18 protein-coding genes and 1 pseudogene are annotated in these 24478 nt (G+C 68.5%); 11 read left to right on the top strand and 8 right to left on the bottom strand.

Features of this window, described 5'->3' with window-relative positions; all coding sequences use genetic code 11:
- Positions 1–61 precede the first annotated feature (61 nt).
- The gene (locus tag H074_RS31150; protein WP_007034061.1) at positions 62–1192 is read left to right on the top strand and encodes a CapA family protein; all 1131 of its coding nucleotides are present in this window, start codon (positions 62–64) and stop codon (positions 1190–1192) included.
- A gap of 75 nt (positions 1193–1267) precedes the next feature.
- Here H074_RS31150 and H074_RS31145 read toward each other — a convergent pair whose 3' ends face one another.
- On the bottom strand, positions 1268–2293 hold the full coding sequence (locus H074_RS31145; protein ID WP_007034060.1) for a family 2 encapsulin nanocompartment cargo protein polyprenyl transferase: 1026 nt from the start codon (positions 2291–2293) through the stop codon (positions 1268–1270).
- Between the two features lie 452 nt (positions 2294–2745).
- Between H074_RS31145 and H074_RS31140 the strand changes: the two genes are divergently transcribed.
- Together H074_RS31140 and H074_RS31135 are read left to right on the top strand one after the other, a co-directional pair.
- On the top strand, positions 2746–3510 hold the full coding sequence (locus tag H074_RS31140) for a bestrophin-like domain (protein ID WP_007034059.1): 765 nt from the start codon (positions 2746–2748) through the stop codon (positions 3508–3510).
- 4 nt (positions 3511–3514) lie between these two features.
- Positions 3515–4711, top strand: coding sequence for a DUF6923 family protein (locus H074_RS31135; protein WP_007034058.1), 1197 nt, complete (start codon positions 3515–3517; stop codon positions 4709–4711).
- A gap of 1 nt (position 4712) precedes the next feature.
- Here the strand turns inward: H074_RS31135 and H074_RS31130 are convergent, their stop codons facing one another.
- Positions 4713–5729: an autoinducer 2 ABC transporter substrate-binding protein gene (locus tag H074_RS31130; RefSeq protein ID WP_420805403.1), complete on the bottom strand. Its 1017-nt coding sequence runs from the start codon at positions 5727–5729 to the stop codon at positions 4713–4715.
- A gap of 270 nt (positions 5730–5999) precedes the next feature.
- On the opposite strand from H074_RS31130, the pseudogene H074_RS31125 reads away from it, so the two are divergent.
- Positions 6000–6416, top strand: a pseudogene (locus H074_RS31125) (DUF4396 domain-containing protein); the annotation flags it as partial.
- Positions 6417–6736: 320 nt separating this feature from the next.
- Here H074_RS31125 and H074_RS31120 read toward each other — a convergent pair.
- From H074_RS31120 to H074_RS31110, 3 genes are all read right to left on the bottom strand, one after another.
- Positions 6737–7957 (bottom strand): glycoside hydrolase family 88 protein, encoded by a 1221-nt coding sequence (locus tag H074_RS31120; protein WP_007034055.1) that lies wholly within the window; start codon positions 7955–7957, stop codon positions 6737–6739.
- Positions 7958–8178: 221 nt separating this feature from the next.
- A complete protein-coding gene (locus tag H074_RS31115; protein WP_007034054.1) occupies positions 8179–9405 on the bottom strand; it encodes a hypothetical protein in 1227 nt (408 codons plus the stop codon).
- Positions 9406–9538: 133 nt separating this feature from the next.
- Positions 9539–12490 carry a BTAD domain-containing putative transcriptional regulator gene (locus H074_RS31110; RefSeq protein ID WP_085941043.1) on the bottom strand — a complete coding sequence of 984 codons (2952 nt, stop codon included), beginning with the start codon at positions 12488–12490 and terminating at the stop codon, positions 9539–9541.
- Between the two features lie 144 nt (positions 12491–12634).
- Between H074_RS31110 and H074_RS31105 the strand changes: the two genes are divergently transcribed.
- Both H074_RS31105 and H074_RS31100 read left to right on the top strand, forming a co-directional pair.
- Positions 12635–13291 (top strand): SH3 domain-containing protein, encoded by a 657-nt coding sequence (locus H074_RS31105; protein WP_007034052.1) that lies wholly within the window; start codon positions 12635–12637, stop codon positions 13289–13291.
- A 43-nt stretch (positions 13292–13334) separates the two neighbouring features.
- Positions 13335–14906: an alkaline phosphatase D family protein gene (locus H074_RS31100; RefSeq protein ID WP_007034051.1), complete on the top strand. Its 1572-nt coding sequence runs from the start codon at positions 13335–13337 to the stop codon at positions 14904–14906.
- 49 nt (positions 14907–14955) lie between these two features.
- Here the strand turns inward: H074_RS31100 and H074_RS31095 are convergent, their stop codons facing one another.
- Positions 14956–15960 (bottom strand): winged helix-turn-helix domain-containing protein, encoded by a 1005-nt coding sequence (locus tag H074_RS31095; protein ID WP_007034050.1) that lies wholly within the window; start codon positions 15958–15960, stop codon positions 14956–14958.
- A gap of 144 nt (positions 15961–16104) precedes the next feature.
- Positions 16105–17265 (bottom strand): glycoside hydrolase family 88/105 protein, encoded by a 1161-nt coding sequence (locus H074_RS31090; RefSeq protein WP_007034049.1) that lies wholly within the window; start codon positions 17263–17265, stop codon positions 16105–16107.
- Positions 17266–17543: 278 nt separating this feature from the next.
- Here H074_RS31090 and folP point away from each other — a divergent pair, with 278 nt between their 5' ends.
- Positions 17544–18410 carry a dihydropteroate synthase gene (gene folP / locus H074_RS31085; RefSeq protein ID WP_007034048.1) on the top strand — a complete coding sequence of 289 codons (867 nt, stop codon included), beginning with the start codon at positions 17544–17546 and terminating at the stop codon, positions 18408–18410.
- Between the two features lie 66 nt (positions 18411–18476).
- On the opposite strand, the gene H074_RS31080 is transcribed toward folP, so the two are convergent.
- Complete coding sequence (locus H074_RS31080) at positions 18477–19997, bottom strand: sensor histidine kinase (RefSeq protein WP_085941049.1); 1521 nt, start codon at positions 19995–19997, stop codon at positions 18477–18479.
- A gap of 255 nt (positions 19998–20252) precedes the next feature.
- Here H074_RS31080 and H074_RS31075 point away from each other — a divergent pair, with 255 nt between their 5' ends.
- The 4 genes from H074_RS31075 (at position 20253) to H074_RS31060 (ending at position 24440) form a co-directional block, all read left to right on the top strand.
- Positions 20253–21311 (top strand): ABC transporter substrate-binding protein, encoded by a 1059-nt coding sequence (locus H074_RS31075; RefSeq protein WP_007034046.1) that lies wholly within the window; start codon positions 20253–20255, stop codon positions 21309–21311.
- 16 nt (positions 21312–21327) lie between these two features.
- A complete protein-coding gene (locus H074_RS31070; RefSeq protein ID WP_007034045.1) occupies positions 21328–22110 on the top strand; it encodes an ABC transporter ATP-binding protein in 783 nt (260 codons plus the stop codon).
- A complete protein-coding gene (locus H074_RS31065) occupies positions 22097–23008 on the top strand; it encodes an ABC transporter permease (RefSeq protein ID WP_039923722.1) in 912 nt (303 codons plus the stop codon). The genes H074_RS31070 and H074_RS31065 overlap by 14 nt, the downstream gene beginning before the upstream one ends.
- Before the next feature lie 499 nt (positions 23009–23507).
- On the top strand, positions 23508–24440 hold the full coding sequence (locus H074_RS31060; RefSeq protein ID WP_007034043.1) for an acyl-ACP desaturase: 933 nt from the start codon (positions 23508–23510) through the stop codon (positions 24438–24440).
- Positions 24441–24478 lie beyond the last annotated feature (38 nt).

Genomic DNA, 24478 nt, shown 5'->3' with positions numbered 1-24478 from the left:
GTGTCGCGTCTACTCGGCGTAAGGCAGGATGGAGCGGACTGTCACCCGATCGAGGGAACCGATGTTCAGCTCCCGTGCCCGTCAGACCACCGCCCTCGTCGGCATCGCCGTCCTGCTCGCCGCGTGCGGGGGCGCCCCTGAACAGCAGCGGCCACCGTCCGCCGCTTCCGAGGCGCCGCGGGAGAGCCAGGCGCCGGACGGGTCGTTCACCGTGGTCGCGACCGGCGACGTGCTGATCCACCCCGCGCTGACCGATCAGGCGAAGGAGGACGGCAACGGCAAGATCGACTACCGGCCGCTGCTGGCCGGGATCAAGCCGCTGATCTCCGGGGCCGACCTCGGCATCTGCCACCTCGAGACCCCGCTCGCGCCGAAGGGTGGGCCGTACAGCGGTTACCCGTCGTTCTCCGCGCCGCCCGAGATCGTCGACGCGCTCAAGGACACCGGGTACGACAACTGCTCGACGGCGTCCAACCACACGATCGACCAGGGCGTGGACGGCGCGACCCGGACCCTCGACAAACTCGACGAGGCGGGGATCAAGCACACCGGATCGGCGCGTTCGGCCGAAGAGGCGGAGAAGCCGCTGATCGTCGACGTCAACGGCGTCAAGGTCGCCCAGATCTCCTTCGCCTACGGATTCAACGGGATCAAGGTGCCCGCGGGCAAACCCTGGTTGGTCAACCAGATCGACGCCGAAGACGTGATCGCCGAGGCCAAGGCCGCGCGGAAGGCCGGCGCCCAGGTCGTCCTCGCGAGTCTGCACTGGGGCACCGAATACCAGCACGAGCCGACCGCCGAACAGCGCTCACTGGCGAAGAAACTCCTCGGCGACGACTCGATCGACCTGATCATCGGCCACCACGCGCATGTCGTGCAGCCTTTCGAGCAGATCAACGGCAAGTGGGTCGCCTACGGCCTCGGCAACAGCGTCGCACGGCATTCGGAGCCGAAGGGCTCGACCGAACAGGGTGCGGCCGCGCGGTTCCGGTTCGTGCGGGACGGCGAACGCTGGAAGGTCGGCAAGGCCGAATACGTCCCGACGCTGGTCCGGCTCGGCCCGCCGATCCGGCTGCTCGACCTGACCGCGGGGCAGGCCGGGAACGCCGGCGCGGAAGCACTCAAGGCCACCGACGAGGTCGTCCTCAGCCGCGGCGCCGGCGACCGGGGATTGACCCGTCCCGGACGCTGATTCCCTCTTCGGCCGACAGAGGTGGGCCGGGCTCTTCCCCTCCCCCGGCCCACCTCTGCCTTACCGCGCCCGCCTTCAATATCGTCGCCGCACCACCAGTTTCGCGAGGGCCGCGAGCTCGGCGCCCGGGCGGGGCGCCGGGTTCGCGACGGCGAGATGGTGCAGCGCGCCGGTCAGGAGCGCGTCGGCCTGCTCCTGACTCCAAGCCCGGCCGCCCGCTCGTTCCACCAGCTCCGCCGCGTGGGGCAACTCCGCGGCGTCGAGGTTTTCCTTGCGGTACAAGGCATCCAGTTGTCGCCCGGCATCCGTCCCCGAGTGGAGCGCGGCCACCACCGGCAGGGACTTCTTCCGGTTGGAAAGATCCGAGTGGATCGGTTTCCCGGTCACTTCCGGATCACCCCAGATCCCGAGTAGATCGTCGATGTGCTGGAACGCCAGCCCGAGTGCCCTCCCGTACTCGGTCAGCCGGTCGACTTGATCCTGCCTCCCTTCTCCGGCCAGGGCGCCGAGCGTGCACGACGCCCCGAGCAACGCCCCGGTCTTCCCCTCGGCCATGCGTACGCATTCGGCGGTGTCGACGTCACCGCGTTCTTCGAATTTCAGATCAGCGCTCTGCCCCTCCAGAAGATCGATCACGGCGGCGCTGAGCACCCGCAGCGCGGTCTGCCCGAACGGGGACAGCACCTCGAAGGCCCGGCAGAGCAGGGCGTCCCCGGCGAGGATCGCCGCGCCGGTGCCGAAAACGGTCCAGGCCGTCGGGCGGTGCCGCCGGGTGGTGTCGGAGTCCATGACGTCGTCGTGCAGCAGGGAGAAGTTGTGCACCATCTCCACCGCGACTCCCACCGGGACGGCGATCTCGGCGTCGCCGCCGACCGCCTGCGCCGACAGCAGCGCCAGCGCGGGCCGCAGGGCCTTTCCACTGTCCGAAGTGGACGGACGGCCGTGCTCGTCCCACCAGCCGAAGTGGTAGCCGGCGATGAGCCGCATCGATTCGGGCAGTCCGTCGACGGCGTCGCGCAGCGCCGGGTCGAGCAGATTCCGGCTCCAGGTCAGTACTTCGCCGGCGGGCCGGGCGCCGGTATGGGTCTCGATGGTCGTCAACGGACTCCCTTTCAGTCGACCCGGTGAACTGCTGTTTCGCAATTCGCGGATACCCATTCGAGCGGGGCGGGCGCAAAGTCAACATAGCAAGGGGCAATGCTCGGACAAACAACTCGATCGGGTCTCCGGAGAGGTTCACCTGTTTGCCGGACGGAGCCGGACGCGCGAACCGAGGCGGCCGTTCGGGTGCCGAAGCGGCGTGAAATTTCGGTATACGGTGTGGTCGGTGACGTCTCGTGGTGACTGCTCACTCGGTCGTGAAGCCGCGCTCTCCGACCGGTGATGGGCCTTTCCGGCGCGTATCGGAAATCGTTTCGCGGTATGAGAAATTGGGCCGAGCCGGTGATGATCGACTTGTGATTCGTCCGCCGCTGGTATGAATTGATTCATTCGGTCTTTTCCGCTTGTCGAAGCGTGAACTAGTTTCAGCAGTCTCCACGGGAAGGACTCGAATGGGCATTTACCTGACCGGCATCGCCTGGGTCGTCGGCGCGGCGGCCCTCGCGGGATTCGTCGGCTACCTCGTCCGCAAGTTCGGCTGGGACGAGGGACGACCCGACAACAACGACGCCGCCGGACAGGTGTTCACCATCGTCGGCGGGCTGCACGCCGTCCTGGTCGCGTTCGTCCTGATCTCCCTCTTCGACTCCGCGAGTGCGGCGCGCGAGGGCTCGTACCACGAGGCGGACAGTCTGGTCGCCGCCGTCTGGGCCGCCGATTCGCTGGGGACCGAGGTGAAGGCCGAGGTGCGGAAACTGAGCGCGGAGTACATCACCACGGTCGAGCAGAACGAGTGGCCGCGGATGGCAGGCGGTAAGGAGACCATTCCCGACACCGGCTGGACGCAGCTCGACCGGTTGCGCAAGGCGGTGGACAAGGCCTCCTCCGACGACGACTGGGTCCGCGAGCGCAAGGCCGAGGCATCCGCCCAGCTTTGGCAGGTCTACGAGGCCAGGCAGGAGAGGCTCAACGCGGTCGAAGGCGGCCGGGTCGGCGGCGTCGTCTGGTTCGCGCTGATCCTCGGCAGCCTCATCTCGGTGCTGCTGCCCAACCTGTTCGGCGGTACCCGGCTGGCCGCGCACCTGGTCATCGTGTCCACTCTGGCCGGCACGGTCACGTTGCTGCTGTTCGCGATCTACCAGCTGCAGAACCCGTTCGGTGGCGGCGTTCGGATCCCGCCGGACGCGTTCACCGCCGCGCTCGCGAGGGTCTCCTGAGCCGGTGACCGCTGTGGACCTGGTGACCCGGACGGCGGCGACGGCTGCCGTCGCGGGACTGGTGGGGGCGTCGGCGCTGCTGGCCCCGATGGCCGCGCGCGCCGCCGAATCCTGCCTGGTGGTGCAGGCGGAGACAGGGGCGTACGAAAAGTCGAAGCTGCGCTGGCTCGACGTCGGCTCGGGGACCACTTCGCGAGTGACCGATCCGGGCTATCGGCTCAACGCGCTCGGTTACTCCGCGACGCGGGACCTGGTCTTCGGCGTCGCCGAAGGACTCGGCCGGGGCGCGCACGCGGTGACGATCGACCGTGACGGGAACACCCAGGACCTCGGCCCGATCGCACGTGCCGGGAACCGGCTGCCGGTATGGAGCCCCGTCGCGGGGGTGACCGCCGGTGCGATCGGCGGGAATTCCTGGTACCTGCTCAGGAACGGCACACTTTACACAGTGGACTTGACGCCGGGGGAGCGGTACCTGCGGGTGATCGGGACGGTGTTCCTGCGGCCGATCACACTCGCCCACGACGTCAACGATTTCGCATACCACAACGGATTGCTCTACGGCGTTTCCACCACCTGGCGCGGAAAGGGCGCCGTGATCACCATCGACCCGGCGTCCGGCAAGGTCCTCGAAGCCGAAGACGCGCGTTTCCCGCCCGCCGACGTCTACGGCTCCGTCGTGCTCGGCCGCGACGGTGCCATGTACGCCACGGCGAACCGGATCGGCGGGCGCAGCGTGCTTTACCGCCTGGATCGAAGCGGGCAGGTGAGCGAGGTGCGTTCGGGGCCGCCGCTGGCGGGATCGGACGCCGCCGGCTGCCTCACCGCACCCGAGGTTCCCGAGCCGCCGAAGCCGAAACCGCCCAAGCCGACACCGACACCCACGCCTACGCCTACGCGGTCTCCCTCTCCGACGCCGTCGCCCACCCCTGCGCCCAGTCCGTCGTCTTCACCGAGCCCGGCACCGACTCCCTCTCCGGCACCGTCGTCGAGTCCGGTGCCCACTCCCGCTCCTCAGGTGATCCCGCCGCCCGTTCCCGCGCCGAAGCCGTCTCGTTCGGCCGCGCCCAAGGAACGGAAGGCGGCGGCGGAGACCGATTCCCATGCCCGCACCAAGGAGAAGCGGCGGTGGGGGCTGACCGCGCTGGTCCTCATCCTCGGCGGCGGCGCGGCGGCGGGTGCCGTCCGGCGGGCCCGGTGAATCAGTACTTGAACTGGTCGACGTTCTCGCGCGTGATCAGCAGCGGGTCGCCGAGCAGCACGGTCTTCGTGCCTTCCTCGTACTTGATCGCGGGGAGTTCGAGGTTGACCTTGTTCGACGGGCCGAGCCGTTTGCCCTCGGCGATCTGCTTGCCGGCCCAAGCGGTGAGGTAGCCGAGCGATTCGACGTTCCACAGCACCGAAAGCGACGCGGAACCGTCCAGCAGGTACGGCTTGATCGCCTGCGGCGTCCCGACTCCGACGGTGAAGACGCGGCCGATCTTCTGCTGCGACCGGACCGCCTCGGCGACGCCGGGCGCGGACGTCGTGCATTCGCCGACCAGACCGGTGAGGTCCGGGTACTTGGTCATCAGCTCTTTCGCCAGCGCGGTGGCGTTGTCCTTGTCCTCGCCGGCGTAGACCGTCTCGACGAGCTGTGCATGGGGGTACTCCGTAGCCGTATAGGCACGCTGAACGGCGATCCACGCGTTGAGGTTCTCGGCGGTCTCGCCGCAGGAGACGATCGCGTACTTGCCCGCGTTCCCCATCTTCTTCATCAGGGCGTCGGTGAGTGCCTTGCCGATGCCCTCCGGGGTCGCCTGGTTGACGAAGAGTTCGCGATCGGTGCCGGGCGCGTCGGTGTCCGAAGTGATCACATGGACGCCCTTGGCTCGCGCGTCGGTGATCGCGGGCGCGATGGCCCTGGGATCGTTCGGGGCGATCGCGATGACGTCCACCTGCTGGTCGACGAGGCCGCGCACGATCGAGACCTGCGCCGCGGGGTCCACCGTGAGCGGACCGGTCGAGGTCCATTCGATACCGAGCTGCTTGGCCGCGGCCTGCCCGCCGGTGTTCATCGCCTCGAAGTACGGGATGCCCGCGACCTTCGGCACGAACGCGATCCGGATCGGCTTGGCCGCCGTCTCCGCCGGTTCTTCGCTTCCGCAGCCGGTCAGCCCGAACACCATGCCCAAAGCGAGCACAGTGGCAACGACGAGCGTTTTCGTCGGCCCTCGCATCCCCACCCCATAGTCACGAACTACCTGAACCAGCCGATCGGTCTACGCACGGTGGAGACCTCCGGCGAAACTAGGGTCTCCGGTTACCCCGGTCAACCGGATGAGCGCAAAGGGTTACGAAAGTGAGTTGATCGAGCTGGGCCGATTACCAAGTCGGCCGGTGGATGTGACGCTGAGTCATCGAGAGAGATGGGGATCACTGCGCGATCTATACGGGTGGGGGGTATGGTTCCCCGCATGAACGAGACACGGCATGGAGCAAGCTGGTCGATGGCGGCGTCGGCGACCCTGCACTGCCTCACCGGCTGTGCGATCGGTGAGATCCTCGGCATGGTGATCGGCACGGCGCTCGGCCTCGGCAACCTGGCGACGATCATCCTCGCGGTGGCGCTCGCTTTCGTCTTCGGCTACGCGCTGACCATGCGCGGTGTCCTGAAGTCGGGCCTGCCGTTCGGCACCGCGCTCAAGGTGGCGCTTGCCGCCGACACCGTGTCGATCGCGGTCATGGAGATCGTCGACAACGGGGTCATGCTGGTGGTGCCGGGCGCCATGGAAGCCGGTCTCACGAGTCTGCTGTTCTGGGGCGCGCTGGCGTTCTCGCTGGCCGTCGCGTTCGTGCTGACGGTGCCGGTGAACAAGTGGATGATCGGACGCGGTCTTGGACACGCGAAGGTCCACGCGCACCACGGTGGACACGGTGGACATGAGGGGCACGAAGGTCACGGTGGACACGAGGGGCACGGTGGACATGAGGGGCACCACGCGCATTGAGTGCGGTCTCGTGAGTGGTAAGGACGGTTCTAACCGTCCTTACCACTCACGAGACCCACCACGGTCCGCCGCTCAGGTCGCCTGAAGTACGTGAAGGCCACCGCCAACGTCGCGAAAGCCACTTTCAGGACATCCAACGTCGCGAAAGTGGCTTTCGCGACACGCCCCGACACCACGAAGCCACCTTTGCCTTACCCCTCAATAGAACCGTCCTTACCACTCGCGACCGGCTCGAATCAGGCGCTCGACAGGTCGATGGCCTTGTCGATCTCCTTCGGCATCAGCACCCGCAGAATGCCCTCCAGCAGGTAATAGTCGGCGTAGGGCAACGAAACCTCGACGCCGTCCTCGGCCGGACGGTTTCGCGTGCCCCGCGCCACGATCGCCTCGGCGCGGGTGGATTTCGTGGTCAAGCAGGTGTCGCACAGCGCGGTGAGGATCCGGATCGCCGCCTCGCGGTACTGGGGCCGGTTCGCGACCTTCGCCAGGTCGAGCAGGCCGCACGCCATCACGGCGCCGGCGGAGGAGTCCTTGATGTCGTACGGTGCCTGCGGCGCGAGGTAGTCCCACACCGGCACGTTGTCCGGGGTGAGGGCATGCAGCGCGAAATCGGCCAGGCGTTGCGCGGTCCGCAGGAACAGCGGGTCGCCGGAGCGCCGGTACATCGTGGTGAATCCGTAGATCGCCCAGGCCTGGCCGCGGGACCAGCAGGACGTCGGGCTGTAACCCTGCACGGTGTTCGGGCCGATCTCGGCGCCCGTGGCCGGGTCGAAGTCGAACACGTGCGGGGTCGAACCGTCCGGGCGCAGGAAGACCCGCTCGGTGGTCTTCGCGTGTGAGACGGCGATGTCGAGGTACTTCCGGTCACCGGTCTGCTCGCTCGCGAAGGTCAGCAGGTCCAGGTTCATCATCGTGTCGACGATGACCCGGCCGGCGTTGTCCGGGGTGCCGAGTGCGCCCCATGCCCGGATGAACTTCCCTTTTTCGTTGTAGCGCTGGATGAGCGACGCGGCCGCGTTGAGCGCGCCGTCGCGCCACTTCTCGTCGCCGGTGAGCCGCCAGCCGGTCACCCACGACGGGTAGAACAGGAATCCGAGGTCGTGATCGCTCGTTTCGTACTGGCGTGGCGCGAGCTTTTCCGCCGACGCCGTCGCCAGGGTCCGGAATCGCGGATCGCCGCTGTAGATCGAGGCGAGCCACAATGTGCCCGGCCAGAAACCGCCGATCCAGCCGCCCTTGGCGGAATAGGTCCATTTCTCGAAACGGGTGATCTCCGGAAAGGAAGTCACGCCGGGCGCGACGGCGCGCAGCTTGGTCACCGCGTAGTCGGCCGTCCGGCGGAAAGTCCTAAGCCCGTCGGCTTCTTTCTCGGCCGCGCCGGCGGCCGGGGTGATCGTCGTCGCCGCGACGGCGGCACCGGCGGCGGTCGTCAACAGGGTTCGCCGGGAAACGCTCACAATGCCCGCCATTCGTCAGTGGGAAATGCGTCACGGGAGTTTCGCATGACGGTCGCGGGATTGTGAAGAACATTCATGGTTGTGAATAAAAGCCTCGCTCAGCGGGACGGATGTTCCCGTTGTGGTGAAACACGTTGTCCGGGTCGAGCGGAAGAACGGCGGCAGAAAAGGCGAAGGCCCGGCGCCGTGGGGTGCGCCGGGCCTTCGGGTTCAGTGTTCGCTCACGAGCACTTGGGTGCCACCGGCAGGTCCGAGCCGGTCTGCAGGTAGGTGTCGGAGACGTAGTGCCCCGGGCCGATCCGGTCCCAGATGTTGCTGGTGCCGAACTTGCCGGTGACGGTCTCGCCCTCGACGTAGCATTCGATGTTGACCTTCGCGTAGTTCGCCGCGAGACCCTTGATCGCCGCGGTGGTGCTCGCCGAGGCCCGGACGTTCATCGGGTCGCCGGCGGTGCTGATGACGCCGGTCGGGCCGGAGCCGGTCCACAGGTAGGAGACGTTGACCCAGCCGTTGTCCGTCATCTTGAGGCCGTCCCAGAAGGTGCCGTCCGCGAGGTCGATACCCGCCGGGTTGGCCACCTTGCGGCCGAACTCGTCCTTGCCGCCGTTGTAGCCGTCCTGGTACGCGGCCTGCGCTTCGGGCTTGCCCTGCGGCAGGTTCTTCCACATCTGGCGGGTGTCCGACGGGTTCCAGTAGTCGTCCTTGGTGTTCCACGGGCCGACGTCCCACACGGGCGCGTACTCGCAGCGGCTGTTGTCGGTGCGGCAGATGCGGACGGTGTAGTTGCCGGTGTTCTTGGGTGCCAGGCCACGGCCCGAGGGGAGGGCGACGAAGTGGTCGCGGGACTTGATCACGTGCCCGTTGGCGGTGGTGCCGCCGACGAGGCCTTCGCGGGTGCCGTAGACCTTGTACGTCAGCGGGGCCGCGGCCGCGCCGATCGCGTTGACCTGCGGGCCGAGTTCACCCTGGAGGGTGACGTCGCTGACCTTCGCGGTCACGCCGTCGTTCACCGTGCGCAGTCCGATGCGGACCTGGACCGTGGAGACCGAAGCGGACAGCTGGGCGGCACCGCCGTCGGTGGGCGTCCACTCGGTCCAGTCGTTGGCGTTGAGCTTGCCGCGGACGTCGACCTCGACCTCGGTGCCCTTCGGCGCGTCGGCGGTCACCTGAGCGGTGACGCGGTTGACCGGCTTCCCGAGCTTCTGCTCGGCCGGCAGCAGGTAACCCTGGCTGCCGATGGAGTCGGGTTTTCTGTGCCAGGTGGCGTTTTCCAGGCTGAGCACGCCGCCGTCACTGCGGACGTTGACGTCATCGCCATCCACAGTGGACAGATCGGCGCGCCAGCTGCCTTCGGGCGCCGCGTTCGCGGGGCTGGCGGCCAGCGCGGTGACCGCCCCCATGGCCAGCACGGCCGCCATCACCCGGCGGGCCTTCACGGTCCGGACCATTCCGGTCTCCCTTCGAGCACTCTCGGTTGCTACGAAGGGAGCTTCGCCGGGGCCTGTACACGATCGATACAAACGCAAGTCGGCACCTGATTGCGGTGGGTGAACCGCAATCAGGTGCCGAATTGCGAAAGGGTCAGGCGCTCGCGGAGTCGTTGTAGGACGCTTCGGCCGCCTCCTGCAGGCGCGAAGCGAGAGCGGATTCCTGTGGCCGCGCGGAGAGTTCCCGCCACAACGCCAGCGCGCGTTCCGAATACGTCCGTGACCGCTCGGGCTGGCTCAGCGCCTCGTGCAGCTCTCCGAGCAACTGCGACACCTCGGCCTCGGACCGGCGGTCCCCGTTGCGCCGGTGCACGCTCAGCGAATTGACCAGCAGCAGTTGCGCGTGGGCCAGATCGCCGCTGTGCAGATACAGCTCGCCGAGGTTCTGGTTCGCGTAGCCGATGCAATGGTCGTCGCCGAGCTCGTTGAAGATCGCGATGGCGCGGTCGACCCGCTCCCGTGCGCCCGCGAGGTTGCCCTGATGCTGGCGCAGCATCGCGAGCCGTTTCAACGCGTGCGCCTCGCGGTGCCGGTCGCCGATTCGAGCGGACTGTTCGAGCGCCTCCGTGAACCAGCGTTCCGCGTCGGCGAACCGGCGCCGGGCCAGCCACACCGCGCCGATCGCGATCCGCGCGACGGCCTCGCCGTGCGGGTCGCCGGCCGCCGAGAACTGGTCGAGCGCCGCGTGACAGTGCTCGAGCGCGATGGTGTCCTCGCCCTTGATACGCAGTACAGTGCCGAGCCCGGCCAGCGCGATCGCCGCGCCTCGCGCGTCGCCGATCTTGTCGAACAGCAGTTGCGACTGCTCGAACGCGACCAGGGCCTCCGCGTAGCTGTCCTGGTACAGCTGGATCTGCCCGAGGTTGCGCTGGATGATCGCCTCGCCGCGGACTTCGCCGGACCGCCGGGCGGCGGCCAGCGCGACGGCGTGCGTGTGCAGCCAGTCGTCCTGGTGACCGCGCTGGTCGAAGTACGGCGCCAGCGCGGCGGCGAGACGCCAGGCCAGCGCGTCGAAACCGAGGTCGGCCGCGAGTGAGACGGCGGCGACGCAGGTGTGCCGTTCGGCGGCGAACCACGCGGCCGGATCCTCGATCAGATGCGCGGTCCCCGGCGGGAGAGCGGGCTGGTCGGCCGTGTCGTCCCGGTAGAGCCCGAAGAAGTGGATCGGCATCCGGTCCGCGGCTTCGACCGCGAGCGCGAGGTAGCCCTCCAGCACCCGTTTCGTGGCTTCGTGCGCCTTCGCCGGGACGTCCTGCGCGCGGAGTTCAAGGGCGTAGCACCGCAACAGGTCGTGCAGGCGGTAGCGGGGCTCGCCGGTGGCGTCGGAGCCGCTGAGCTCGACCAGATGAGCGTCCACCAGCACGTCGAGGACGTCCTCCCCGTGCGTGCGGCCGAGCAGGGCCGCGACCACCCAGCCGGGGAACTGGACCGAGCCGAGTCCACCGAGGCCGCGGAAGGCGGTCGCCGCGGACATCGGCAGAAGGTCGTAGCTGAGCGTGACACTGGCCCGTACGGCGAGATCGCCGACGCGAAGTTCGTCCAATCTTCGTCTCTCGTCCCGCAGCCGGTCCGCCAGTACGCGCAGCGTCCAGCCCGGCCGGTGGGTCAGCTTCGCCCCGGCGACCCGGATCGCCAGCGGCAGGTACCCGCAGTGGCGCAGGATCGCGGTCGCGCACTCCGGCTCCGCGTTGACCCTCTCGGTGCCGACGATGCCTTCGAGCAGCTTCGCGGCCTCGGCTTCGGGCAGGAGTTCGACGTCGACCGGGGTGGCCCCGGCCAGATCCGGCATCCGCACCCGGCTGGTGATCAGCACCGCGCAGGAGCCCGCGCCGGGCAGCAGCGGCCGGACCTGCGCCGCGCCGCCGGCGTCGTCGAGGACGACGCACATCCGCATGGTCGCCAACCGGGACCGCAGCAACGCCGCGCGTTCGGGGAGATCACGTGGCAGTCCCGCGTCGGGGACGCCCAGCGCGCGGAGCAACTCGGCGAGCACGGTCATCGGAGGCCGGGGCGAGGACGACGTCCCGGCGAGGTCGACGTGCAGCTGACCGTCCGGGAAGTCGTCCCGGACCGCGTGCGCCACCCGGATCGCGACGGAGGACTTGCCGATCCCCGGCGCTCCCGAAAGTACCGCGATCGCGGGTTTTCCCTGTTCACGGCGGTCGCGGAAAAGGTCGACGAGTTCGCCGACCACCTCGTCGCGGCCGGTGAAGTCCGGCAGGTCCAGCGGCAGCTGGCAGACCGGCGCCATCGGCCGGGCGAGCGCGACGGCCACGGCGTCCTGGCTCGCCGACGGCGTCACGATCAGCGAGGCCCGCAGTTCCCTCAATCGCGGGCCCGGGTCGGTGCCGAGTTCCTCGGCCAGCACTTTCTCGGCCGTTTCATAGGCCTCGATCGCGTCGGCCGTGCGGCCGTCTGCCCGCAACGCGACGATCAGCTGCTGCCAGAGCTCCTCACGCAGGGGATGCTCGGTGACCAGACCGCGCAGTTCGGCGACGGCCTCGGCGGTCCGGCCTAGTGCGATCCTCGCCCGCAGCCGCTGTTCCTGGACCGCGAGCCGCAATTCCGTCAGCCGGGCCACGGTCGCGCCCCAGCCGTAGTCGTGGGGGAGGCCTTCGAGTACTTCTCCGCGCCACAGCGCTTCGGCTTGATCCAGCAGGTCGAGAGCGGTTTCGGCTTCCCCGTGGCCGAGCGCGTCCTGTGCGCGGGCGGCCAGTTCGCCGAAACGGATGTGGTCGATTTCCCCAGGTGTGGCTTTGAGGATGTATCCGGACGCCCGGCTGCCGATGCGCTCCCCGAGTTCGGGGTCGTGGTCGGCGAGGCGTTTGCGGAGCGAGTGGACGTAGGTGCGGATGTTCGCCGCCGCCGAACGGGGCGCCGACGAAGGCCACAGGACCTCGATCAGCAGTTCGGTGGAGACGACGACGTTGGGCTGGAGCAGGAGAGCGGCCAGCAGCAGACGGGGTTTGGGACCGCCGAGCGGCACCACCTGCCCGTCCACCGCCACTTCGAGCGGACCGAGAACGCGAAACCCGAGAATAGTCACCTAAACCGCCAATACGGCAGGAGCCCCATATCCGCCGATAATATTGCCGTCCCGCCATCGTTGGCTAGATCCATTCGCATGCATGTGCAGACAGCCGGTCGGCGTTTGTACGCGATGTGTACGACGCCGGTCGACGCTGCGGTCATGAAGCGTTCAAGTGTCCGGCGGCTCGCCGGTTTCTTTCTCGTGCTGGTGACGGCGGGCGCCATGGGCCTCGCCGGAGCCACTCCCGCACTGGCCGCGGCCACCGGGACCGTGAAGACGGCGGGTGACCCGCTGAACGTGCGCCGCGCCCCGAGCACCTCCTCGACCGCGGTGCGCACGGTGGCCAACGGCGCCACGGTGACCATCGACTGCCAGACGATCGGGACCTCGGTCGCCGGCCCGCTGGGCACGACGACGTTGTGGGACTACGTCCCCGCGCTCGGTGGCTACATCTCGGACGGCTACGTCTACACCGGCTCCGACCAGCGGATCGCACCCGACTGCGGAGTCGGCTCCGGCAGCGCCGAATGCTCCACCGGCGTCTGCGCGGGCGAGGGCCAGTTCCGTTCATCGGATGCTCATTTCCTCGTCTACGACAGGAACGCCGACGGTAAGTCCGCCGTGGTCGCTTACTGGCTGAAGGGCGGCGCCGGCCCGTTCTACGTCTGGGCCTCCGGCGGCAACGGCACGCACGTCGACAAGGCCGTGCCGGTCGCGAAGGGGTCGTGGGTCTATTACAAGGTCTGCGTCGCCGACGCCGCCGCGAATCCGACCCTCGAAGCCTGTAGCGGCGGCATCACCGATTACGCCGCGTGAAATCCCTCCCCGTTCTTTCCCCACTTCGAAAGGTTGAATTTTCATGGGCCAGGTGAATCGGCGGGCGGTACTCCTCGGTGGAGCCGCGGCGGTTTCGGCGGCGGCGTTATCGTCGACGGTGCCTTCGTGGGCGAACGCGAGAACGCTGGCGGCGGCGCCCGCGATCCACGACCCGTTCCAGCTCGGTGTCGCCTCGGGTGACCCGCTGCCGGACAGTGTCGTGCTGTGGACGCGGCTCGCTCCCGCCCCGCTGAACCCCGACGGTTTCGGCGGTATGCCGGACGCTTCGTACACAGTGGACTGGGAGATCGCGAACGACCAGGCGTTCTCCTCGGTGGTGCAGAAGGGCACCGCGACCGCGGCCCGCGATTCTGGGCACAGCGTGCACATCGAACCGGCCGGGCTCGAGGCGGGACGTGAATACTTCTACCGGTTCAAGACCAGCGGCTACATCTCGCCGGTCGGCCGGACCAGGACCGCTCCCGCCGCCGGCGCCGCCGTCGATCAGCTGAAGTACTGCTTCTCCTCCTGCCAGCACTGGGAGGAGGGCTGGTACCACTCGTACAAGGGCATGCTCGCCGACAACCCGGAACTCGTGCTGTTCCTCGGCGACTACATGTACGAGAAGAAGTCCGGCCGCGCCGCCGCCGAGCGGAATCCGCGCAAACTGGCCTTCACCGAGGACGTGACGACGCTCGCCCAGTACCGCGCCCGGCACGCCCAGCACAAGACCGACGCCGACCTCCAGAACGCGCACGCGATGGCGCCGTGGATCGTGGTCTTCGACGACCACGAGGTGATGAACAACTGGAACTCCACCACCAGCCCGGCGACGGACGCGCGCAAGGCCGCCGGATTCCAGGCGTTCTACGAGAACATGCCGATCCGGTCCACCGCCAAGCCGAGCGGCGCGTCGATCCGCCTGTACCGGCAGTTCGGCTGGGGCAACCTCGCCCGGTTCCACATGCTCGACACCCGTCAGTACCGCAACGCGCAGGTGCCCGACCCCTCCGGTTCGGCGGGACCGTCGTGCACCGACATGCGATCGACGTCGCGCAGCATCCTGGGCACCACACAGGAGGCGTGGCTGCTGAAGGCGCTGGAGACGCACCCGGCGAAGTGGGACTTCCTCGGCCAGCAGGTCTTCTTCGCCACCCGTGACGGCGACGGCAACAAGGCGACCTGTGAGAGCCCCGATTCCTGGCAGGGTTACGAGGCTTCCCGCGACCGGATCGCGAAGGGCATCGTGGACCGCAAGGTGCCGAACCCGATCGTGCTGACCGGCGACGTCCACCGGCACTGGGCGGCCGATCTGCGCCGCGACTACTTCAACCACAGCGACCCGGTGTTCGGTTCGGAACTGGTGACGACCTCGGTCACCAGCAACAGCGACACCGCGACCGATCCGTCGTCGACCTGGCTGTCGAACAACCCGCACATCAAGTACTGCCGGGGAAAGCGCGGTTATGTCCGGGTGACGGCGTCGCAGACGCAGCTGCGGGCGGACTTCATGACGGTTTCGGACACCACCGAGTACGACTTCTCGAAGGTGACCTTGGCCGCGGACCGTGGCTACGTCGTCGAGGCCGGGAAGCCGGGGTTGCAGCGGGTCTAGGGACTCGTGAGTGGTAAGGACGGTTAGAACCGTCTTTGCCACTCACGAGTCAGGAGAGCAGGTCCACCAGCGCGTCACCGCGGGGAGTCCGGACCACGAGGACGACCTGACCCTCGCGGTGCCGCTGGATCAAACCGGCCGAAACAAGCTGTTCGCAGTGATAGGTCGCGGTGCTCGCGGCGCAGGAGAGCAAATTCGCGATCTCGCCCATCCGGGCGGGCTTTCCCAGATGCCGCAACAGTTTCGCACGGTGAGCGCCGACCACCAGGTCGAGTCCGTCGACCCCGAGGGCCGGTTCGGGCCTGCCGCTGTCGAGCAGGCCGTCCAGCCCCGGCAGCGGGTAGCCGATCCAGATGGCGTCCTCTTCGTCGAAGTTGGACACCACCGAGCGGACGCCCGCGAGCATCGGGACGAGGATCAGTTTGCGGCCACGGGTGGTGTACTTCGCCGGTTCGGCGTCGGGGAGCAGCAGACAGCCGTTGCTGATGCGGAAATGGGGCCGCAGCAGGCCGAGTACCGCGTCGGTCCCTCCTCTGACGGAGGCGACGCCGATACGTTCGATCTCGCGGTCGAGCAGGGGACGGGCCTTGGTCCAGAGGTTTTCGGTCGCCAGCCTGGTCGCGGTGAAGGCGTCCGCGAGCGAGGCGACCCAGCGTCTCGGATGGTCGGCGGCCTGCCGCCATTGCGAGGGCAACCGGTCGCCGAAGACCTCTTCCAGGCCCTTCAGGACGTCGGTTTCCGTCAGTTCGCGCAGCATTTCCGCCTGAGCGGCGGCGGAAGAGTCCTCGCCGGGACTGATCGGGACGATGAAGTCCGGCTGCACCGAGGTGCCCCGGCGGGTGAGCGCGCTCGCCGCGCGGTATCCCTGCTCGGGGATCGCCGAACCCACCTGGCGGCGCCAAGCGGGTGGCAGGCCGCGGTCGTACCCGCCGACGACCTCGACGAGCATCGAAACCAGTGAGATGTGCGGGGAAACCGTCACACCGACCGGGATCGTGCTGGTGTCACCGAGTTCGAGCCGGGTATAAGAAGCCGGGGGCGGCGTCTCGCGCATCCGGTCGTCCCTCCTGGGAGTGGGCGTCGCAGCACGCGATGTTAGCGCCTCCGGTCAATACCCGGAACCTGCCGGGAAAACGATCGAAGGGCGCTTTCCCCAGGTCGGAAGTGGGGAAGGCGCCCTTCGGCCGGTGCGGTGACCTCAGCGGGCGAGTTGCTCATTCATGATGAGGAACGCGCCGAGACCGTGGAAATCGTTGGTGTTGCGTTTACGCGCGTAGTAATACGTGGTTTCGCCGACGTTGGTGCCTTCGGAGATGTTCTTGATATCGGTCAATCCGTCGGCGCCGGTCGAAACCTGGGACAAGACCCCGCGGTAACCCTTCGCGGCCACAGGTCCGTACTCCACGCCGACGTAGCCGCGTTCCACCGCGCGGGAGAGCAGGAAGGTGTACATCGCCGAAGCCGATGTCTCCAGCCAGTTGTCCTTGTCGCCGCCCCGGTCGACGATCTGGAACCAGCGACCCGAAGCCCGGTCCTGCCAGCGGGTGTAGCCCGCCGCGAGGAACTTGACGACGTCGACGAGACGCCGGCGTCGCGGATGGTCGCGCGGGAGGATCTCGAGGAGGTCGATCGCCGTCATCCCGAGCCAGCCGATCGCGCGGCCCCAGTGGTATTTCGAATGCCGCCCGGCGCCCGAAGCCCACGGTTCCGAGCCGTCCTCGTCGTAGGCGTGGTAGAGCAGGCCCTTGGCCGGCTCCTTGAGCCGGTCGAAGTAGACGCTGACGTTCTTCGCGGCCTCTTCGTAGCAGTAGCCGGGGTCGCCGAAGGTCTTGCCGTACAGGGCGAGGAACGGCTGTGCCATGTACACGCCGTCCGCCCACAGCTGGCCGACCCTGCTCGTGGCGTGGAACATCCCGCCGTCGGACGTCCGGGGATAGGACGGGAACCGGCCGCGCAGCTGCTCCGCCGCGGTCTTGTACTTCGCTTGTCCGGTTTCGGTGTACAGCAAGGGGAACATCTGCCCGGAGCGCATCGCGTCGAGGTTGGTGAACCCGTTCGAGATCCCGCTGTCGGTGACGAACCGGTCATACCAGGCGAGGATGTAGTCGAGGTAGGACTTCTCGCCGGTGCGCCGGTACACCAGGTACTGGCCGTAGAGGTAGAGACCGCGGGTGTAGCCCCAGCCGCCGAGGGTGGCCGGGGTGAAACGCTTCATCGTCGAGTCGACGACGGCCCGCGACCAGTCCACCGGAGCCGCGGTGGCCACGCCGGGAAGGGTGAGCGCGCCGAGGGCGCCCGCGGTTCCCGCCAGCACCGTGCGCCGCGAAAGCCGTGCCGCGCGAAGAGGATCCGATGACATTCGAGGCCCTTCCTGCGCCCGGGAAACCGGGGGAGTGAGTGGCCGGGATGCCGATCCGCCGTCCGTCGACATCCCGACCAGCCGTGGGGCGACCGGGTCGCCGGGCTGAACTTCCTTGTGGGACAACGTCTACCCGGGTGTTCGGCGGTGAGTCAAGAGAGATCCGATCTCTTACGTGATATATCAGATACACCACTCGGATGGGCGCTCCCGGTCTCCGGGACGGTCCCGATGGGCGGCACTCTCCGGGAAAGCGCCCGCTCGCCTACGATCGGTGCGTGAACGAGCTGACCTTCCGCGGGCGCCGCGTCGCCCGGGACCGCGCCCTGGTCATGGCGATCGTCAACCGTACCCCCGATTCCTTCTACGACAGGGGTGCGACCTTCTCGGATCCGGACGCGCTCGCCGCCGTCGCCAGGGCGGTTGAGGAGGGCGCCGACATCGTCGACATCGGCGGGGTCAAGGCCGGCCCCGGCGCGGAGGTCGACGTCGAGGAAGAGATCCGACGGGTGGTCCCGTTCGTCGAGCGGATCCGCGAACTGCACCCCGACCTGGTGATCAGCGTCGACACCTGGCGCCACGAGGTGGGCAGGCGCGCCGCGGAGGCGGGCGCGGACCTGATCAACGACACCTGGGCCGGTGCCGATCCGAAGCTGGCCGAGGTCGCGGCGGAGTTCGCCACCGGCTACGTCTGCTCGCACACCGGGAACGCCGTCCCGCGCACCCGCCCGTTCCGGGTGCGCTATCCGGACGTCGTCGCGGACGTCGTCGCGGAGACGACGGCGCACGCCGAAGCCGTCGTCGCGCTCGGTGTCCCGCGTGAAGGGGTGCTGATCGATCCGACCCACGACTTCGGCAAGAACACGTGGCACAGCCTGGCGCTTCTGCGGCACGCACGGGAACTGGCCGACACCGGCTGGCCGGTGCTGATGGCACTGTCCAATAAGGACTTCGTCGGCGAGACGCTCGGTGTGGAACTCGCGGAACGGGTCGACGGCACCCTCGCCGCGACGGCCTGGGCGGTGGCCGAGGGGGCGAAGGTCTTCCGGGTGCACGAGGTGCGGCGCACCCGGCAGGTGCTGGAGATGATCGCGTCGATCCAGGGGGTGCGGCCGCCCGCGCGCGCGATCCGCGGGCTGGCCTGACACGCCTCGCCCACGGATCGCTGTTCAGGATGGACGCGGACTCGCCGCGCTCATCGACCGGCGGTGTCAACCGTCCAACGGGATGACGGCCGAGATCGTGGTGCCCGAGCCGGGTTCGCTCGTGACGGTCAGTTCGCCGCCGAGCGCGCGGACCCGGTCACGGAGGCCGTGTAGCCCGGAGCCGCCGTCGATGTCGGCCGTGCCGGTGCCGTCGTCGTGGACGTCCACCCGCAGACCGTCCGGCTCGACGTCGATGCGAACGCGGACTTCCCCCGCCCGCGCGTGTTTCAGGGCGTTGGTGACCGCCTCCGAGACGACGAAGTACGCCGTCGCCTCGACGGCGCCGCTGAGCCGGGGGACGTCCGCCCCGGCGAGGTCGACGGCGAGCGGGACCCGGGCCAGCAGCGACCGCACCGCGGGGATCAGCCCGGCCTCGGTGAGGATCGCGGGCCGGAGTCCGCGCGCGAGTTCGCGCAGTTCGGTGACGGTGGCCTGCAGTTCGTCGGTGGTGCTCCTCAGCAGGGCCGCGACGGCGGGGGTGAGGTCGCTCCCGAGCCGTCGTTCCGCCATCCGCAGCAGCAGTACGACACTGACCAGGCGTTGCTGTGCTCCGTCGTGCAGATCCCGCTCGACACGCCTCCGCTCGTCGTCGGCGGCGGCCACGATGCGGGCACGGGAGGCCTGGACCTCGACGAGACGCTCTTCCAGTTCCGCGGCGAGCCGCTGGTTGTCCAGTACCAGCCCGGCGGCGGCGTTGAGCGCGTCGATCGATCGGCTGTCCTTCCACACCTCGTCGTCCTGCACGAGCGCGGCCAGCCCGGAGCCGTCGCGTTCCAGCAGGAGCCGGATCATCTCCGCGTTGCCGACCCGTGCCCGCAGCACCCCGATCAGGAACGTCAGCGGCCACAGGCAGAACGAGATCCGGTAGACGTCCAGCAGCGGTTCGGAGAACGGGTGGCCGGAGCCGAGCGCGCTGCCGACCGTGGTGCTCACCGCCCCGGCCACGGCGACCGCGAGGACGGGGGAGAGCAGCCGCCGCTGCGGAAGCCGCCCGGCGAGCCAGCGATAGAGCAGCACCACCACGACCCCGCCACCGATCAGCGCGCCGACCAGTTCCAGCAGCCGTTTGACCAGCTGCTCGGCCTCCGGCGAGGCGGCGACCGCGGCGAGGTTCTCCGGATCGTCGTTGACCAGCAGGCCGAGGACGGCCGCCCCGAAGACCACGGCGTAGGCGGAGAAGGCGAGCACACGCTCCCAGCGGGACCGGAGTCTCCCGTGGGGGAAGGCGAGCACGAGGTGCGCGATCACCGGGCTCGACGCGGCAGTCAGCGCCAAGCCGACGGTGTGCGCGAGCGGCTCTTCGGCGAATTGCAGGTCCTCGGCGAACAACGCGAGCCCGGCCAGCGCGATGAGCGGGCCGATGGGGTTCGAGGCGCGGCGCACGTGCGCGACGGCGCCGGCGAGGAGGAAGAGGAACCCTGTCGTGGTGGACAGGGTGGTGTCGAGCACGGTGTGCGTGCCGTCGGCGATCTTGAGCGTCGACGCGACGACGCCCATCACGATCCCGGCGATCAGCACTCCCGCCATCGCGACGGTCCGAGGGTGCGTCACCACTAAGCGTGATTCGCCCGTTCAGCCCGGACCGTTACACCGGGAGGGCGCCCGATCGGGGGCCGCGGCCATGGGACGACCGTCCTGAAATGTGGAACAGCTGTTCCGTCAGGTGTCAAGGTTTCTCGGCATCTTTCCCGTCATTCGGATGGCGATGCAGGCAGGTTGGTGAACATGCGACTCTCGCGCCACCACCCGAGCCGAGTCGTATCCTCCGAAAGGCGACCTTCCGTGCGCACCCACCACAGAGCCCGCTTGCTGGCCGCGGCCTTCGCCGCCTTGACCTTGGCCGGCGGGATCACGGGGTGTTCGCGGGCGGACAGGGGCACCCAGGTGGAGCAGAAGAGCCAGGGCGCCGCGGCCGAGGTACGCGTCGGGTACTTCCCCAACGTGACGCACGCGCCAGCGCTGATCGGGGCCAAGAACGGCTTCTTCGCCAAAGAACTCGGCTCGACCAAGCTCACCACCCAGACGTTCAACGCCGGACCCGAAGAGGTCAACGCGCTGCTCGGTGACTCGCTCGACATCGCCTTCATCGGCTCCGGGCCCGCGATCAACGCCTTCACCAAGTCCAAGGGTGCCATCCAGCTGGTCTCCGGCGCGGTCACCGGCGGCGCGCAACTGGTGGTGAAGCCCGAGATCACCGCGCCCGAGCAGCTCACCGGCAAGAACATCGCGACGCCGTCGCTGGCGAACACCCAGGACGTCGCGCTCAAGAAGTTCATCGCCGAGAAGAAGCTGCTCGACGTCAAGATCACCAACCTCGACAACCCGAAGACTTTCGACGCCTTCAAGAAGGGCGAACTCGACGGCGGCTGGCTGCCGGAACCGTGGTCCTCGCGGCTCGTGCTGGACGCGGGCGCGAAGGTCCTGCTGGACGAGAAGACCCTGTGGCCGGAAGGCAAGTTCCCGACCACGGTCGTGATCGTCCGCAGCGAGTTCCTGCAGCGGCACCCGGAGACCGTCACCGCCATCCTCAAGGGTGAACTCGCCGCCATCGACTGGGCGAAGACCAACCCCGCCGAGGCGAAGAAGGTGGTCAACGGAGAACTGAAGGCGCTCGCGGGCAGCACACTGAGCGAGGCCGTTCTCGACCGCGCGTTCTCCGGCATCGAACTCGGCATCGACCCGGTGGCGTCGACCTTCGGCCGGCTCGCGCAGGACTCGGTGACCGCGGGCGTGGTGAAGTCCGCGGTGGACCTCAAGGGGTTCGCCGATTTCGGCCCGCTCAACGCCGTGCTCAAAGAGCAGGGCAAGCCCGGCGTGGACGCGCCCGGGCTGACGAAGTGACCGGAGGGGATCAGCGATGACGACCACCTTGGAGCCCGGCCTGTCCACCGGCGTCGCCGTGCGGCTCGACGGGGTGCGGAAGGCGTTCGGCCCGACCGGCCGCGCCGTCGTGGCCCTCGACGGGATGGACCTCACGGTCGCCCCCGGCGAGTTCGTCTGCCTGCTCGGTGCTTCCGGCTGCGGCAAGAGCACCCTGCTGAACCTGGTCGCCGGCCTCGACCGGCCGACGTCGGGCACGATCACGCTGGAGACCTCCCGGCCCGCGGTGATGTTCCAGGAGGCCGCGCTCATGCCGTGGCTGACCGCGGCCCGCAACGTGGAACTGCCGCTGCGCCTCGCCGGTTTCAGCCGGACGGAGCGCCGCGAGAAGGCCGCCGAACTGCTCGAACTCGTCCGCCTCGGCGGCGCGGGGGACAAGCGGCCGCACGAGCTGTCCGGCGGGATGCGGCAGCGTGTCGCGCTCGCCAGGGCGCTGGCGGCGACGCTGCGGGTCGGCGACGACCCACAGCAGGCGCTGCTGCTGATGGACGAGCCGTTCGCCGCGCTCGACGCCATCACCCGCGACGTCCTGCAGGGTGAACTGCTGCGCGTCTACCGCAGCACCGGTACCTCGGTGCTGTTCGTGACCCACGACGTCCGCGAGGCCGTCCGGCTCGGCCAGCGGGTCGTGCTGCTCTCGTCGCGGCCGGGCCGGGTCGTGCGGGAATGGCGCGACGTCCAGACCGCCGACGCCGAAGAGCTGACCTTGGAGATCACCGGTCACCTCCGGGAGGTGATCAGTACCCATGCCGCGGCTTGACCGCCCTGGCGTGGAAGCGTCGGTGGCATCTGTGGCGGACGAGGCGGACGAAGCCGTCGGAGCGGGGCTCGACTCGCTCGACACCCCCACCGGTGAACGCCGGGAAAGCCGGGGGAAGCGGTTCCTGCGCGGCTTCGTGCCGCCAGTGGTCTTCCTGGCGTTGCTGGTCGCGCTGTGGCAGGCCCTGTGGGCCGCCGCGTTCTGGCCCGAGTCGATGCTGCCCGCGCCGCTCACGGTGTGGGACGAACTCGCCGGCATCACCGTCGACGGCGAGATCTTCGAGTTCGTCTGGACGTCGGTGCACCGGGCCGCGCTCGGCTTCCTGATCGGCGTGGTCATCGGGACCCCGCTCGGCCTGCTGGTGGCGAAGGTCCGGCTCGTCCGCGCCGCGGTCGGTCCGTTCCTGACCGGGTTGCAAAGCCTTCCGTCGGTGGCGTGGGTGCCCGCGGCGATCCTGTGGTTCGGGCTGAACGACGCTTCGATCTACTTCGTGGTCCTGCTGGGGTCGGTCCCTTCGATCGCGAACGGTCTCGTTTCGGGCATCGACCAGATCCCGCCGATCCTGCCACGGGTCGGCCAGGTGATGGGGGCGAACCGGCTTTCGTCGGCCCGGCACATCCTGCTGCCCGCCGCGCTGCCCGGTTTCCTGGCGGGGCTCAAACAGGGCTGGGCGTTCTCGTGGCGTTCGCTGATGGCCGCCGAGCTGATCGCGCTGTCCCCGGCGCTGGGCAAGGGGCTGGGCGCGTACCTGAACGAAGGTTCGTCGTTCAACAGCATGGAAGGCGTGATCTCGGCGATCTTCCTGATCCTGCTGGTCGGCGTCGGCATCGAGTTGCTGGTGTTCCGCCCGCTGGAACGTTCGGTCCTGCGGGCGCGGGGGCTGACGGCCTCGCTTTAGGACTCGTGAGTGGTGAGGACGGTTAGAACCGTCCTCACCACTCACGAGGCCCCCCACCACGAGACGCCACGATTGCCTTATCCCTCAATAACCGTCCTGTATTTGCCTACTGGCCTGCTGACCTGCGCGAGGGCGACGGTCCCAGCGGGTATCGGGATCGTCTATGAAGGAATTAGGACACTAAACGTCCCAATTCCTTCATAGACGCGACGTGGCGCCGGTCCCGGACCATGATCAACGGAAGATCCGGGACACTCAACGTCCCGAATCCTCCGTTGATCAAGGCTCTACCACTCAAACCCGGCGGCCGACACACCACGGCACCAAGACGAGGTCAGGCCCGGTAGGTAAGTGAATACCGGTCCACCGGAACCGTCCTCACCACTCACGAGCACCCTTCTTCGCAGCCGCACGTTCATCTGCCAGGTCTCGCTACCTACGACACCGTAAGTTACGGTGTCGTAGGTAGCGTTTTCCCTACCCTGGAAGGACGAAACGCATGACGGTCCCCGAAACCACCCGGTTGATGCTCGAGCTCGAGGGGACGGTCGAGGAGAACCTCAACCGGCATCTCGCGGCCGCCAAGGAGTGGATGCCGCACGAGTACGTGCCGTGGGACGAGGGCCGGAACTTCGCCGACCTCGGCGGGGAGGCGTGGGATCCCGAGCAGTCGCGGGTGTCGCCGATCGCGCGGACCTCGCTGGAGGTCAATCTCCTCACCGAGGACAACCTGCCGAGCTACCACCGCGAGATCGAGCGCGCCTTCGGCCGCGACGGCGCGTGGGGCACGTGGGTGCACCGGTGGACCGCCGAAGAAGGCCGCCACGGTATCTGCATCCGTGACTACCTGCTGGTGACGCGCGCGGTCGACCCGGTCGAGCTGGAGCGGGCGCGGATGCAGACCATGCAGGCCGGGTACGACAGCGGCGACAAGGCGCTGCTGAACGTCTTCGCGTACGTGTCGTTCCAGGAGCTGGCGACGCGGCTTTCGCACCGCAACACCGGTCGGTACACGCAGGATCCGTTGTGCGAGAAGCTGCTCGCGCGGGTCGCGACCGACGAGAACCTGCACATGGTCTTCTACCGCAATCTGGTGAAGGCGTCGCTGGAGCTTTCACCCGACGCGATGATGCGCGCCATCACCGACGAGGTCGTCCAGTTCCAGATGCCGGGCGCGGTGATCCCGAGCTTCGTGCGGAAGGCCGCGCTGATCGCGAAGGCGGGCATCTACGACTTGCGGATCCACCACGACGAGGTGATCTGGCCGTTGCTGCGGCAGTGGAAGATCTTCGAGCTCGAAGGGCTCGGCGAGGTGGGGGAGAAGGCGCGGGACGAACTCGATCAGTTCCTGAAGGCTCTCGACACCCAGGCGTCGCGCTTCGTAGAGCGTCGCGCCGCCGCTGAAGCCCGCTCCGCCGCCCGACACGCGTGATTCGCGTGCCTGAACCCCGCACTAGCGTGATTGAGGCC

Origin of the sequence: Amycolatopsis decaplanina DSM 44594 (genome assembly GCF_000342005.1) — a bacterium.
Classification (GTDB): domain Bacteria; phylum Actinomycetota; class Actinomycetes; order Mycobacteriales; family Pseudonocardiaceae; genus Amycolatopsis; species Amycolatopsis decaplanina.
Note: the sequence above shows the minus strand (reverse complement) of the source record. Positions and strands in the feature narration are given on the sequence as shown.

Excerpts from the sequence above, each read along its gene's own strand:
- H074_RS31150 (WP_007034061.1), top strand. The coding sequence starts at position 62 with ATGTTCAGCTCCCGTGCCCGTCAGACCACCGCCCTCGTCGGCATCGCC.
- H074_RS31140 (WP_007034059.1), top strand. The coding sequence starts at position 2,746 with ATGGGCATTTACCTGACCGGCATCGCCTGGGTCGTCGGCGCGGCGGCC.
- H074_RS31130 (WP_420805403.1), bottom strand. The coding sequence starts at position 5,729 with ATGCGAGGGCCGACGAAAACGCTCGTCGTTGCCACTGTGCTCGCTTTG.
- H074_RS31115 (WP_007034054.1), bottom strand. The coding sequence starts at position 9,405 with ATGGTCCGGACCGTGAAGGCCCGCCGGGTGATGGCGGCCGTGCTGGCC.
- H074_RS31105 (WP_007034052.1), top strand. The coding sequence starts at position 12,635 with ATGAAGCGTTCAAGTGTCCGGCGGCTCGCCGGTTTCTTTCTCGTGCTG.
- H074_RS31100 (WP_007034051.1), top strand. The coding sequence starts at position 13,335 with ATGGGCCAGGTGAATCGGCGGGCGGTACTCCTCGGTGGAGCCGCGGCG.
- H074_RS31095 (WP_007034050.1), bottom strand. The coding sequence starts at position 15,960 with ATGCGCGAGACGCCGCCCCCGGCTTCTTATACCCGGCTCGAACTCGGT.
- H074_RS31090 (WP_007034049.1), bottom strand. The coding sequence starts at position 17,265 with ATGTCATCGGATCCTCTTCGCGCGGCACGGCTTTCGCGGCGCACGGTG.
- H074_RS31080 (WP_085941049.1), bottom strand. The coding sequence starts at position 19,997 with ATGGCGGGAGTGCTGATCGCCGGGATCGTGATGGGCGTCGTCGCGTCG.
- H074_RS31070 (WP_007034045.1), top strand. The coding sequence starts at position 21,328 with ATGACGACCACCTTGGAGCCCGGCCTGTCCACCGGCGTCGCCGTGCGG.
- H074_RS31065 (WP_039923722.1), top strand. The coding sequence starts at position 22,097 with ATGCCGCGGCTTGACCGCCCTGGCGTGGAAGCGTCGGTGGCATCTGTG.
- H074_RS31060 (WP_007034043.1), top strand. The coding sequence starts at position 23,508 with ATGACGGTCCCCGAAACCACCCGGTTGATGCTCGAGCTCGAGGGGACG.